The following is a 13,587-nucleotide window of genomic DNA, read 5'->3' on the forward strand; positions in this document are numbered from 1 at the left end:
TGTAACAATCATTTTGTGGAGTCAAATTACTATCTTCAAAATAAATTGACATGATTTTAGACACGTTATCTGTAATTTTATTATTAATGGATTGAGTAAAGTCTCATCAAACCAAAGGAATTGCTGATTGCCCTATTTTGAGGTGATTTCAAATGTACAAACATAAAATGTAATGTTATTAATTCAAGCTTTTGCAGTATTGGGTTTATGCGTTATGATTTATCGTGTAAAATCGCATCGGATTCTGTAGCTCTACTAGCATATGGTATGTATATTCTACTATCGTATGTGTATTGGAAATCGAAGTACGCAGCCTTCATTGTATTTTTAGTCTTTTTGTTTTTTATGTTCTTTATGTTATTTCTTGATATCATCATTCCAGGAGGATTGTTAGATACTTCCAATATAATTTTGCAAAATAGTATGATTGTTATTGGTACAGTTGCACTTGTTTCATGTACGATTTGGTTCTTTGTACTTAGAAAGAAAAACAAGTATAGACTTGATAAAACAAGCTTCACAGAAAACTGTGAGGCTTGTTTGTTACTCTTATGTCATGAAAAAATCAACTAAAGAAAGAAGATGAAATAAATGTTAAATAGGTTCTCCGTGTTCATTGATAAGAGAACATCCGTAACTGTTGTGAAAAGAAAATATCGTGATTGACTAAAAAATTACTAGAGTGAATATTTCGATGAAATAGAGCCATCGTTCACGTAATGAGTGAGCCAGTTCTTCGGAAAAATTAAGCCACCCTCGAGTGGCGGCTCCGTGATGATGATTTGGCTAGTTAATTTATAAGTCCTTTACGTTTACTCATCGATTCCATGCCTTCAAGTGTGATCGTGTATGATGAGTATACGGTTCGATCAAGAATAGCGTCTGCCAGTGTACTTTCTCCAATTTTACCGTGCCAACCAGCATGAGTAAATTGTGAACAGAAAATTGTTGATCCAATTTGATGGCGTGCTTCTACGATCTCAAGCAGGTCTCAGGCCTCAATTTCTTTTAACGAAACTAGGAGCCATTCATCTAGAATTAACAGGGGAACTTTTTTGTAGGATTTCATGACTCGTTTATAAATACCCTCGCCTCGAGCTACTGCCAATTCATTTATTAGTTCAGGCAAACGAATTTATTTAAACGGATAGAAATTACGTTATGCAGCAGTACCGAATGCACAGGCCAAATAGGTTTTTCCTGCACCGGATGTGCCCATGATAATGTTATTAAGTTTATCTTGAATATAAGAGCCTGTGGCTAAACGAAGGATCTGCGTCCGGTCAAGTTTTCGGTCAGCACGATACTCAACATCCTCAATACAGGCGTTGCTTTGTTGAAAATCCTTCTTTCGAATTGGTGAGGTAAGACGGTTGTTCTTGCGTCTGGACCATTCAATATCTACTAGCAATTCAAAGTGTTTTTAAAAATTTAGGGTTTAAAAACTTAGAACTAATAATTGATTTTGATAGTTCTCAGCCATTGCTGCGAGTCGCATTTCGTAAAGTTTGCGTAACGTAGGTTCATGTGACATGGTTTAACCCCTCCCGTGATAATCTGCACCACGAACGAATTCATGGTTTTCAGAAGAGAGTGGTTGTGGCTTAACTTCATTTATTGTTTCGAGCCGATCTTGACTGGTAGTTAAGATCGTTTTGATATTTTGAGAGCTAGGCCTAGGGGTGTAGGAAAATGCTTTGGCAAATGCTATTTCGAGGCGAACAACGCTGTTCTTATCTTCAAGTTTAAGGAGTGCCATGCAGCTTCTGTAGCCTTGTTGTTCGACCTTATATGAGGATAGAATTGCTTGAACACAAGAGGCTGTATAAGCACCAACGCTTTCTGCCCACGAGATAAAGCGACTAACATTCCATTGAATAAATTTCTTATGATTTTCTGGCGTGTGATCTCTTACAGTGCTGTCCTGTCCTGGCTTTCCTTTTGATGAGGGATGGGTAACTTGACTATTCTTCCTTAACATTAGGGGATTTTTCTAGGGAGTGCCAGTGAATGAAGAACATTATATTCATAGTAATGAAATTAATTCAACCTATGAATTTCATGTCAGTTTCGGCGCAAGGCTAGTGTGTTTAGTTAGGGTTATAAACAGATGAGTGAAATTACGAATTTTTTCATGAATAGTTTAATGAAGATTGGAGAATTATAATTTATAAAAAAAGGAGTGAGTGTACAGTGAGAAAAAAATTAGTAATATTGGTTGTTTTTTGTTTGGTTTACAATATTCTGAGCCTTAGTGTTTCAGCACATTCAAATTTACCTAAAACAATTACCTCAGGAAAATGGGCTGTTAAAGTTAATACAAGTATGTTGCCATCACCCGAACCCAGTAAATACAAAAGCTATAAATTAACAGCAACTAACCTGAGTAAAGAGAAGCTTGACGCCACATTTGAATTTTATCGTTCTGTGGAAAAAGAAAGTAAAGAAAAGATAATATTAATTGACCCAACTAGTTTTCCGGTTAAATCTAATGAGACAATTGAGTTTACTCGATTTTTCATCGATAAAAATGCAAAAGAATTCGAAGTATTAATTTCTTGGTTAGACCAAAATAAACGTAAGCATCTAGAGTGCATGAATATAGATCTGAAATAAATAACATGGTGCTGCAAATTTAAATTGGCAGCACCACTGTTTTTGCCGGGTAAAGTATTCATCCAAAGCTAAATTTGACTTTTAGCAGATAGTTTTTTACCTACTTGGTAGGTGATTTCTTTCATTAATTCCACTATTTTCTATAAATTCAATGATCACACCAGGGTACAGGCTACATGGCAAAGTAAATAAAACATTCCTTCGAGCGTACGTTTATGGGTGCTTTGCCAATGCAGTCAGGCCAAAAACATGTAACGAGAAAAGGCAATTGTGTTTTGGCTAATAAGCAGATCGTAGGGCGACCTTGGAACTCTTTTTGAAGGCGCAGCAAGGGTTGGCTCATTTGAAAAAGACTATCAAAGAGTACGTAAGTCGTTGAAACACCTGTGGTGATATCTCACGATTCAGAAGCTAGATCTGGGCAGCACGCAGAGCTTCTTTCCGCCGTTTGATACAGAAGATCGCTTGTCAATTTCCTGGGAGCTCCCGTGGAGTTCAGTCTTAATGAAACCTAGCAAGACGAAGTTCAAGGGGAGGAGTGTATGACCGTCCAACCAGCCTAAAGTAAGCATGCGAAATTTCTTAGAAAACGCACTGGTGAAATGATCCTTGATCCAAATCCGAGTGAGAAGTTCTAAGGAGTTACTAGTTTTTTATTAAAACATGTAATCGTCTACAATAAACACTGAAAATCGTGTTACAGAGTGTTTCAATTCGTTGAACGGTGTCACTGTTGAGCGAGATCAAAAAACGGTACCTAGCAAACCTGCTATAATTTAAGAAATCGGTAGGTAACATTTTTGTAAGCGTCAAATAGCCTACACCTTGACATCAAGATACGGGCTATTTTGACGCTTTTGGAACGATGCCTCAAATTTAATGGAGCTGTCCATATCCATATGAGATCCTCAATCTTATTTACACAATTTATATAGTTTCAAAAAGTTTACACAAAATTATTGACAAACCCTAGCAAACCTAAAATATAAACCTCGGATAAAACTTTGACACATAATATCTTGTTTTGCAATTTGAAAAATTCACCACTTTATCAAACTAAAGAAAAATAGTTTTGTGTAATCTGACTTGCTTGTAAAGAATACAACTTTTTAAATTCACCGTTTTTTTCCAACAGTTCACTTAGAGAACCGCTCTCAATAATGTTTCCAGACTTCATAACAATTATTCTATCAGCAAAATCTAAGGATATTAACTTGTGGGATATGAAAATCGTTGTTTTATCATTACATATTTCCCGGAAATTTTTATAAAAATCACTTTCAGACCTAGGATCCATCGCTGATGTTGGTTCATCCAAAATTAATATCTGAGAATTTCGCATAATTGAACGAGATAAAGCTAATTTCTGCCATTCCCCTCCGGATAGATCTTCACCTTCATATAATATTTGAGTTAAATATGTATCATATTTCATCTTGAGATTATCGATAAATAAATCTGCACCGGTTCTTTTAGCGACTTCTTTGATTAACTCGGAATTTTTAATCTGGGAAATTTGACCAAAACCTATGTTTTCAGAAACGGTGTAGGGATATTTAATGAAATCTTGAAATAATATAGAAATATTATTATTGAGTTCGTCTTGTGAAAAGTTGTTGATTGGAACATCATCTATTAAAATTTCTCCTTGTGAGATGGGGTAAATCCCCAATAAACATTTTACGAGTGTGGATTTGCCAGAGCCATTCTCACCAACAATAGCTATTTTTTCACCAACATTAACATTCAAAGTTATATCATTCAGAACTGGTTGTGAGTTTTGATTGTAATTAAAAGTAAGATGATTAACAGTAATTCCTTTTTTGATTGAATTAGGGAATTTCATTAATGAGGTGTCATCAGCTAAAATATGCTTTTCCTCAATAAATGAGAAATATTCTTTTAAATATAGTCCATTTTCAAAAATATTTGAAATATTAGTAGTTATAGAGTTTACTGAATTCTGCATTTGAACAATTGCTTGTGTAATAACGACAAAATCACTTATTTTGTAATTTTTTTTCAGTGTAATATTTATTGCTAAGATTAAATTAATGGCATAACATATTCCTTTTAAAATATCCGCCATAAAAGTAGCGATTTGAAAATTAGAAAATAACTTGAGTGAATCTTTACTATTTTCTTCGTATTTTCGACTCCAACGATCAATTAAGTATTTATGTAAATTCAACATTTTAATTTCTTTTGCGAACTGAGGTTCTAGTATCAGTCTTGATGTATATCCAATATCTCTTTGTGTTATAGAGTGAAATCTGAATAATTCGAATCTTTTATAACCAAATTTAATATTAACGATAAGCGCAGCAGTAGTATTTATTAATATGATTAATAAGAAGATCCAATGGAGAGAGAGCAAATATGCTCCAATTGATATTGTTGTAATTAGGTTTTTAATTAAACTAAATATTTCTGTTAAAGGAGCCAAAAACCTTTCGCCAGATGAACTTTGAATTCTAGAAAGATTATTTTGATAAGTGTGATTCTCTATAAGTGAGAGAGGGGAGTTTGAAACTTTAGAAAAGATATTGCTCTTTATGTTTAGTCCGAGACTATTTTCGGTTTTTTTTGTTAAAAAGTTCTGTGTTTTTGTCAGAAATGATAGAAAAATAATTATGAGAAATTGAAGGGTTATTATTATTAATACTGTTTGATAATGAAATTCCTTGGTATCTATTAAATTAATGATAGTATCTAAAAGTTTTTTTGAGAGTATCAAAGAAATAATGGGTTCAACACCAGAAATAAGAGCAAAAAATACACTGAAAAATAGCCAAGTTTTACTTCCATTCATTAAGATTGTCAGAACTTTATATATATTTGAAGATCGCACTTTTTGTCACCTTCTTTAAATGTTTTTCTGTGTTGCATGCTATTAATGGGTAAAATATGAGTAGAAAAACGAGCCTCTAGAATTACTTCTAAGGCTCGTTTTTCTTCAAGTATACTAATTAGAAAACTAAGAGGACTTTGTAGTGTTGAACATCTGATGTTAAAAAATTACAATTGGTCTTAGTAATAACAACATGTTTGAGTCATTGTTGAATTACAGTAGGATCCGTCGTAAGCATCTACCCATACATAAAAAATGTTTCCTGTTGAAGATGCTGGAGGGCAGTTGTATGGCTGGCAAGATTGTTGAACCTTTTTGTTAGTACAAACAACGCCCATAGGTGAAGCCGAACCGTCAAATCCAAGAAGTTTACCAAATAAATTTTCCATTAAAAAACCACCTTGTCATCAAATTTTTGTTTCTTTTTGTTATTACAAAAGGTGTGCCTCTACTATATACTTTTTTTCAATTAAAGTAAATGATTGACATATCGAACATAAAATTCTATCATATAAAATAATTAAATAGATTTATCGGGGAGGGAGCGAGATCAATAATACTGTGCTTTATGGACCTGTTTCAATTTTTATAATCTTTTTAGTGGTAATAATTATTTCTTTTAAATCGCTAAAAAAAGAATTATTGTACCTTACAACAAATAGTTTAATAAAATCAAATCCCCCTATAGTTGGAAAAAAGATTAATACACTTTACAGTAACTATGATATTTTTTTAGAAGGTTATTTTATGGTTTTTTTTGCTGATGCAAATTGTTCTAGTTGTTTTCCTGAACTTGAAGATTTAATAGATTTGAATAAGAAATTTGGAGCAGTTCCAGTCAAGGTTCTAGTCTTTGGAGAGCAGAAATCTGTGCATAACTTTATTAGAACCTATAGTAAATTTTTTGAAATTGTTGAAGCCTCTCCTAAAGATAATCTACCAGCAGATATAACTTTGTCATTTCCATCGATAGCTCTAGTGAACTCACAATTGTATATAGAGCGTCTATTCATGACTTCAAGGGAAGCTTATAACGTTTATAAAGCATTATCATCTTAAGGATAATTGGAGGGGTCCTAGTGTACTATGAAGGTCTAATGTTTTCACTTAGAATTTTTCTTGGGTTAATTTTCTTAACTTCTGGTTACGGGAAAAATAAAAACTTAAACTTACATAAGTACAAAATTGAAGGATACGGTTTTTTTCCTAAAAACCTGGTTAATTTCATCGCTATATTTGATGTTATTTTAGAGATTTTTATTGGAGTGTCCTTTATTTTTGGGATTCTTATTAATCAATTTCTTCTAGTGGCAATCTCTCTCTTTTTTATTTATGCCATAGCAGCCGTAATAAGCTTATCAAAAGAACAGGAGAAGGTATCTTGCGGCTGTGGTGGAATACTAGGTGATAAAGAAGCATCCTGGTTAGTTATAATTAGAAATTGTTTTTTTATTGGTATCTGTTTTGTTTTGTTAATCCGTGAAAACTTACTTGGGAATATAGACCTATTTTTAACAAATCAACATCCAATAGATCAAATATATAATTTTAACTATATATATTTTTTTTGTTTCTCTTTAATTTCTACATTTATTTATCAGACAACATCTAATTTATTAAATATGTATAAAACTATTCGTCTTTTTAGGGGAGGAATATAAGTGGAAACAGCAATTGTTCTTCTATGGATTACTGTGATTATTGAGGCTGTTCTTATTTTCTATTTATCAAAATTCGTATCTACTTTCCTGAAAAAGCTAAGAATCAACAATCAGAGTGAACTAATACCTGATAAGTTAAAAATAGGTGAAAAGGTGCCTCTTTTTAGAGAAGAGGATCAAGTAGGGCGGCTTATTTCTTTAGCTGAAAACTCAATGAATAATAATACTCTTATTATTTTTTCCTCTAGCCAATGTGTTTATTGTCATGAGGTTTTATCGAATATCTCTCTTATATCTTCCAATTTTAAAACATTGCGAATAATTGTTGTAGGAAAGGATGAGTTAGAAATTAAAATAACAGATGATGTCCATTATATTAAATCTAAAGTTATATTTGATAATTATTTAGTCCATGTAACTCCTACAATATTATTATTAGATAACCGAAATCATCTAATTAATTATTTGGATGTTCAACATTCACATGGATTGAATATTGTACTGAAAAATTACTTAATACCTACATTGTCTGTCTCATGATTTTCATTTTCTATATTGCCATTTACCACAAGCACCATTTGTACTGTTCTATATCAGGATAAGTAATTAATTCGGGATAATACCTTCTTTATATAGTAAATTAGTTCAAAAAATTGAGGTGGTAATTTTATAATGTCACTTACCATAGCTGAATTTTACAAAAAGACTAAAGATAAATTAAATCGTAAGAAAAATGGACAAGACTTTAGAGTGGGAAGTATCTTCCCGATAAAAAATAATAAACAAGAATTAAATAATAATGGGATTCTTGTTTTGTTCTTATCAACTTCATGCTTGTTATGTCTGGATATTCTTTCTATGATAAAGGAAATTAAAGATGATCTAGGAGATAAAGATCTTATTTTATTTATAAAGGGAGGAAAGAATGAACTTAGAAGTCTAGATGAGAATATATTTGCATCGATTAGTAATTATTATCTTATAAAAGATACGAGAAAATATAATGTCAAACTGCTACCATATTTTTTTTATTTATCAAACGCAGGAATAATTCTTTCTAAAGGAACTATAAATCGCCATGAAGAAATTAAAAATATCAATTTCAGTCGGTTATAGTGGAGGTTGCCAAATGAATAAAAATATAGCACAAATCAAACCGAGGAAGGTCTATAAAGATCAAAATAGTAATGTTATAGATTTAAATAATCCAACTTTCAGAAAGACTTCATTATTAATATTTATATCTATTTACTGTGTTAGATGCATTGAATTATTGACTAACTTAAATAAGTTGAAAAGCATATCAGATTTACCATTAATTATTTTTTCCGATGGAGACAAAAAGGAGAATAGAGAAATTGGAGAGGCCTTCTTAGATCAAATTTCGATTATTTCTATTACTGAAGAACAAATGTATAAAGATTTTCAAATTAAAACACATCCTTCATACATTATACTTGGTGAAAATAAAAATTTCATTGAATCAGGAAATATAATCAACATTGATGCTCTAATAGAAAAGTTTATTCTACATAACACAGGTAAAACTTTCTAAGGATATAAAGGTATCTACCGATTGTGACAACCTTTACTTATTAATAAATATGGAGGCGTTTAAAAATTAATAATATATATTTGGACTATTGTTCCTCTAGCCCATTATACCCACAGGTATATGATCTTTTGCTTAAAACATCGCAAGAATATTATTCTAATCCGTCGTCTTCACATTCTATGGGATATGAAGTAAGTAATTTAGTAGAAGAATCTAGAGAGACAATTTCCTCTATATTAAATGTTAAACCCTCTGAAGTTATATTTACTTCAGGAGCTACTGAGAGCAATAACATAGCAATTTTAGGAGCTATAAAATGGCTAATGGATAATAAAAAAAAACCTATTCATATAATCACAACAAGCATTGAACATTCCTCAGTTTTTAATTGTTGCAAAGAATTACAGGATGCAGGAATTGAAGTCACCTTTATTCCTGTTGACAGGAATGGGATTGTAGATACTTCTTTAGTTATAAAGCATATTAATGTAAATACAGCTCTAATCAGTATTATGCATGTTAACAATGAAACAGGTTCAATACAACCTGTAATGGAAATAGGTGCTCTTATTAAATCCTATGATTCAAATATTATCTTTCATGTAGATGGAGTACAAGGCTTCGGAAAAATACCGTTGAGTTTAGATGATATTGATATGTATACACTCTCAGGACATAAAATTGGTGCTCCTAAAGGAATTGGAATTTTAATAAAGAAAGATTTGGTGTGTATTAAACCATTAATCTTTGGAGGGAATCAAGAGTATGGACTAAGGTCGGGTACTACTAATGTTACAGGGGTATTATGTATATCTGAGGCTATAAAAATTTCCTATGAAAATCTAGAATTGAACATAAAACATATTTACATGTTATACAAGTATATGCTGGAGAAGCTTCAAGATTTTCCGGATATAATCATTAATAGTCCCAAAACACCACTTTCATCTCCACATATATTAAATATTTCTTTTTCGGGTGTAACATCAGCGGTATTGATACATTTATTTTCTGTTCGGGGTTTAATTGTTTCTTCCCAGTCAGCATGTTCTTCAAAATCAAAAAAGGTAAGTAGAGTATTAATGGAGATGACAAATAACGAAAAGATTTCTTCTAGCAGTATACGAATCAGTCTTAGTGAAAGAACTAGTTTTGAGGAAGTAGAATACTTTATAACTATACTAAACGATGTAGTAAGCCAAATTAAATCAGGAAAGAAGTACATTATTTAATTCATATTCATGGCAGCTGATGTTATACAAATTTGGACGGTAGAAAAATGAATAGAGACAAAGTGCTTTCCTTGTGTTGAAAAGTAGTCATCATAACCGACTTCTGAACGAAGGATTTTTCAATAATGTTTCATACTGTCATCGTACCTTGGCATCATTAACCTCCAGGAATTGATTCATGTTCTTTTCGAGGGTCGCCTATTAGATTAAGCCGCCACAAAGACGATGGCTTAATCTTGTAGGCGACCCTTCTTTGCCTGAGGGCGAGCAGGCGCATCTGGCAGCGATATAACGTTGACTGATTCCTTGACTATAGAGCCCGTAGGATTTCACGATATTGGGTCATTGTATGGCATCATCAGAATGATTTACACTGATCTTTAGATTGTCTATGAAAATCTTTCTTACAAGAGATTCATACCATGGATCTTACTAACCAGTATGATGACTCTTTTAGCTACGTAATATTCAATAGACTCGAATAATGTAGATACAGCCTGAAGCCTGAGAAATTATAGTACTAAACTGATCACAACATATTACGCTAACGGACGGGTTAAGATTAAAATCACTTGGAAATTGGAGGAGATTTAACGCGTTGATCCAATACGAATTAAAGTAACTTAAATTAAGGAGGTATGAAGAATGTATGATTTAACAATTTCGTTAGACTACGGAGAACCTTTAAAGCTAAAACCTGATTATCGGTATGACTTTGTTACTTTTGACATTAATAATGACCACGGAAGAGGGTTACTGAACAATAGCGTGTTCGTCTTACGAACAATAACAGGAGGGAACGTAAAAGGCAATGTTCTTATTGATTTAATACACACATCAAATGTGAATGCTTTCGATGTAGCTTCTCATGCGAATTGTCATTTTCATCTATTAGAAAGCGACAAGCTACGAGAAGAAGGAATACTTATTAACGATAAAATCAATTTACAAATAACAGAGACCTCGGTCTCGTCTCAATATTTTGCAGAAATAAAGGATCAGGCCGTTACGAATAATAGTCCCTTTGGAGATAATACTAAATTGACTTTTACTACTTGCAGATACATTCTATTTACTCTTCACCATGAGAATACAGTAAATTCCAAAAATATTGAGCTGGCTACAATTTTTGATCTGCAAAAAGAACATATTTGGCATAACAATCGCTATCGTAATTTTAATAACTTACATACATTGGACATTGACCGTTATGTGAATCGTAAACTCGCCCCTTCGACTCCTTGGTCCGAAGTTAAAAAAATAATTGAAAGTGAAAATAAGAAGTGGCGAGATCTCTCGAATCAAAAGTTTAATCAATTGCTAGATAAAAGGGGAGAGCTTCCTTTTCTGGTGATTGAACGGTAGCCGTATTCTCTATCTTTAAATCGTATTTTGGACATTAATAGTGAGTTCTATTTTTCTTTACATATTTATTCATGGACTGATGAATGGGGAATAATCTTGCTATTATTCAGTATGGGGACTATTTAGTGAAGTAGATTTCTGGCACGTAGAGAATTTTGACGATTGAGCTAACGCGAAACGTTAGTTCTATAAAACAAGAAGACAGCCGATCACTCAACGTGATCGGCTGATTATGTTTATTAAATAGGCAGTTTAATAGAATGTATCCCGACTATATTGCCTCTTAATTAGAGGGGGTTCACTTTGTAATGAATGTTGTATCATTTACAGGCGTGTTGATTTACCACATTATGGGGTGGCAAAAATACCGAAAACCCCTTTACTCCTGAGCAGGCTAAACTGAACCTGCCACTCCGTCGGAAGATTAAACATCCGCAAATACTGCATAAATTCCCAAAAGGTCAGTTGAGCAAAGGTAGGCACTTTGGGATGAATTTGATCAAAAACGTATTTCAGGAGCACATAGACGGCAAGGGCCACAAATAACTGACAATATACCGCATTTTCTGTCGTTCCAAATAGACAAGGCACGTTCAAATGCTGTTTAATCCACCGGAAAAAGACTTCAATTTGCCAGCGTACCTTGTAAATCTCAGCGATAACGTGGGGGGACTCTTTTCTCAAATCGGTCACAACCCGCACGACTTCACCCTTATTATTTTTAAATTCAACAACCCGGTGCCGATTGGCCGATTGGCATTTCCCCTGACCGATATAACAAGTGATATCGCGTACAATTTTCGTATCTCCTTCTGCCGGTCGATTGAGTTTTCTCGGCTTCACCAAATGGAGATTGTCTTTGAGCCGAATCACAAACGACTGGCCAACGAGTAAATATTGATCCAATCCGCCTATTTTTCCATATGCCCGATCCTGCACCAAAATGTAGTTAGGATCTGCCAAAAGTTCTCCAAACGGAGCGTCATTGCGCTTTGCGATCGATTCCTCCACGTTTAAAGGTGTACACTGGTCATGAGACAGGGCGACATGCAGCTTAATGCCCCCTCTGAATTTTTTATACGGAGCCCAAGGTATTCGAGAGTTTGCCGCCGTGACCGTAGTGGAGTCAATTAATAGAAGATCTTTGGGAAAGTTCAGATGGCGCCGCGTTTGACGATTACATTTCTTGACGAGCATTTTAAACATACGTTTGAAGATATCATAAGGGGCCTCACCGGCTTTGTCGGAAAGTGTGGATTAATTAACCTTAGGCAAGTCGAAGCTTGGGCCCATGTTGGCACTTTGACGGAAGCTTTTCCATCCGTGACAGCTGGCTTGAACAAAGTAATCGAACAACAAACCGACAGTCATTTTGGTTCCTGTCTCTACGTAGTCTTTGGTTTGACCGATCACAGTTTGAATTTCTTCTTTTGTTAACACTTGTTTGAAAACAGCAAAAAATTGGGTATATTTATTCATGAGGTCGCCTCATTTCGGTTTGGTTTGGTGGTACTTACCATTACCCGAAATGGCGGCCCTTCTTGTCCCTTTTTTTGGTAAATCAACACACTTGTATCATTTATATCTTTTTTTCACCGTAAACTTCACGTAGTCTACCATGTTGATTTGTTGGCACACACAAACGATGAATTCGTCGAACCGTTTTTATTTTGACGTCAAACATATGAAATTTCCAGGGTATTTCGAAAATTTCACTGTTCCTCACGGTGGTTCTTTGACGATTACTCAAGCGCATGGATGACCTCCACAGGAGTATTTTGAAAAGCTATTTTCGTACAATGTCAGTAGGAAATAGTTATATGTGTGGGCGCTTTGTCGCAGCTGAAGAACCGCAACTACTGAGGAGAAAATTCAAAGATTTTTTAGACAGATTATGAGTTCAAGAGACATTAAAGAAGTCTGAATTGTAAGATTTAACGAACCGTATTCTAAGAAGAATAAAACATCAAATGGTGTTGTGTTTTTATATGTAAAAGAAGATGCAAAATTTAATTAGTATTAATCGTGTATTAATTATAGAGTAGGAGATAATATATTATAAATAGTCATACCTTTTTGCCTAAAATATAAATTTTCAACTAAATAATATTTATGAAAACACCATGGGGGTACTGAAACTTATCAGCAGCAGATCATATTATACAAAGCAGAATGTTAATATGCTGAGTTAGGATGTAATAACTGGGATTCATAATTGTTTACTTTGAAATGAAATTATAGAGAAAACTTTGTTTTAGATCCTACAGAATTTGCTGTAATCTATAACAACTAGCTTTAAGGAGGGGA

Annotated in this window: 13 protein-coding genes and 1 pseudogene; 8 read left to right on the forward strand and 6 right to left on the reverse strand. The window is 33.4% G+C overall.

Annotated features, from left to right (window positions below):
- Positions 1–790: 790 nt before the first annotated feature.
- From NST45_RS00005 to NST45_RS00015, 3 genes are all read right to left on the reverse strand, one after another.
- Positions 791–988 carry an ATP-binding protein gene (locus tag NST45_RS00005; RefSeq protein ID WP_305953624.1) on the reverse strand — a complete coding sequence of 66 codons (198 nt, stop codon included), beginning with the start codon at positions 986–988 and terminating at the stop codon, positions 791–793.
- 171 nt (positions 989–1,159) lie between these two features.
- Positions 1,160–1,411, reverse strand: a complete 252-nt coding sequence (locus tag NST45_RS00010; RefSeq protein ID WP_305953623.1) for an ATP-binding protein — start codon at positions 1,409–1,411, stop codon at positions 1,160–1,162.
- Between the two features lie 126 nt (positions 1,412–1,537).
- Positions 1,538–1,981: a hypothetical protein gene (locus tag NST45_RS00015; protein ID WP_051491182.1), complete on the reverse strand. Its 444-nt coding sequence runs from the start codon at positions 1,979–1,981 to the stop codon at positions 1,538–1,540.
- Between the two features lie 212 nt (positions 1,982–2,193).
- Between NST45_RS00015 and NST45_RS00020 the strand changes: the two genes are divergently transcribed.
- Positions 2,194–2,616: a hypothetical protein gene (locus NST45_RS00020; RefSeq protein ID WP_036681299.1), complete on the forward strand. Its 423-nt coding sequence runs from the start codon at positions 2,194–2,196 to the stop codon at positions 2,614–2,616.
- A gap of 1,051 nt (positions 2,617–3,667) precedes the next feature.
- On the opposite strand, the gene NST45_RS00025 is transcribed toward NST45_RS00020, so the two are convergent.
- Positions 3,668–5,467, reverse strand: coding sequence for an ABC transporter ATP-binding protein (locus tag NST45_RS00025; protein WP_036681301.1), 1,800 nt, complete (start codon positions 5,465–5,467; stop codon positions 3,668–3,670).
- A gap of 561 nt (positions 5,468–6,028) precedes the next feature.
- Between NST45_RS00025 and NST45_RS00030 the strand changes: the two genes are divergently transcribed.
- From NST45_RS00030 to NST45_RS00060, 7 genes are all read left to right on the forward strand, one after another.
- Entirely contained in the window at positions 6,029–6,526 is a 498-nt protein-coding gene (locus tag NST45_RS00030) for a hypothetical protein (protein ID WP_036681303.1), read from the forward strand.
- Between the two features lie 20 nt (positions 6,527–6,546).
- Positions 6,547–7,128, forward strand: a complete 582-nt coding sequence (locus NST45_RS00035) for a MauE/DoxX family redox-associated membrane protein (RefSeq protein WP_036681306.1) — start codon at positions 6,547–6,549, stop codon at positions 7,126–7,128.
- The gene (locus NST45_RS00040; protein WP_036681307.1) at positions 7,129–7,668 is read left to right on the forward strand and encodes a hypothetical protein; all 540 of its coding nucleotides are present in this window, start codon (positions 7,129–7,131) and stop codon (positions 7,666–7,668) included.
- A gap of 132 nt (positions 7,669–7,800) precedes the next feature.
- Positions 7,801–8,244 (forward strand): hypothetical protein, encoded by a 444-nt coding sequence (locus tag NST45_RS00045; RefSeq protein ID WP_036681309.1) that lies wholly within the window; start codon positions 7,801–7,803, stop codon positions 8,242–8,244.
- A 13-nt stretch (positions 8,245–8,257) separates the two neighbouring features.
- Positions 8,258–8,683 carry a hypothetical protein gene (locus NST45_RS00050; RefSeq protein ID WP_036681312.1) on the forward strand — a complete coding sequence of 142 codons (426 nt, stop codon included), beginning with the start codon at positions 8,258–8,260 and terminating at the stop codon, positions 8,681–8,683.
- An 80-nt stretch (positions 8,684–8,763) separates the two neighbouring features.
- A complete protein-coding gene (locus tag NST45_RS00055; protein WP_162164268.1) occupies positions 8,764–9,915 on the forward strand; it encodes a cysteine desulfurase family protein in 1,152 nt (383 codons plus the stop codon).
- Positions 9,916–10,560: 645 nt separating this feature from the next.
- Complete coding sequence (locus tag NST45_RS00060; protein WP_036681316.1) at positions 10,561–11,280, forward strand: hypothetical protein; 720 nt, start codon at positions 10,561–10,563, stop codon at positions 11,278–11,280.
- 348 nt (positions 11,281–11,628) lie between these two features.
- Here the strand turns inward: NST45_RS00060 and NST45_RS00065 are convergent.
- Both NST45_RS00065 and NST45_RS00070 read right to left on the reverse strand, forming a co-directional pair.
- Positions 11,629–12,525: pseudogene (locus NST45_RS00065) on the reverse strand (IS4 family transposase); the annotation flags it as partial.
- A 12-nt stretch (positions 12,526–12,537) separates the two neighbouring features.
- Complete coding sequence (locus NST45_RS00070) at positions 12,538–12,759, reverse strand: hypothetical protein (protein ID WP_051491185.1); 222 nt, start codon at positions 12,757–12,759, stop codon at positions 12,538–12,540.
- Positions 12,760–13,587: the final 828 nt, after the last annotated feature.

Source organism: Paenibacillus sp. FSL R7-0163, assembly GCF_037969975.1.
Taxonomy (GTDB): domain Bacteria; phylum Bacillota; class Bacilli; order Paenibacillales; family Paenibacillaceae; genus Paenibacillus_AQ; species Paenibacillus_AQ odorifer.

Bases quoted from the DNA above. Each gene is read 5' to 3' on its own strand.
- NST45_RS00045 (WP_036681309.1), top strand. From the start codon at position 7,801: ATGTCACTTACCATAGCTGAATTTTACAAAAAGACTAAAGATAAATTA.
- NST45_RS00060 (WP_036681316.1), top strand. From the start codon at position 10,561: ATGTATGATTTAACAATTTCGTTAGACTACGGAGAACCTTTAAAGCTA.
- NST45_RS00015 (WP_051491182.1), bottom strand. From the start codon at position 1,981: ATGTTAAGGAAGAATAGTCAAGTTACCCATCCCTCATCAAAAGGAAAG.
- NST45_RS00050 (WP_036681312.1), top strand. From the start codon at position 8,258: ATGAATAAAAATATAGCACAAATCAAACCGAGGAAGGTCTATAAAGAT.
- NST45_RS00070 (WP_051491185.1), bottom strand. From the start codon at position 12,759: ATGAATAAATATACCCAATTTTTTGCTGTTTTCAAACAAGTGTTAACA.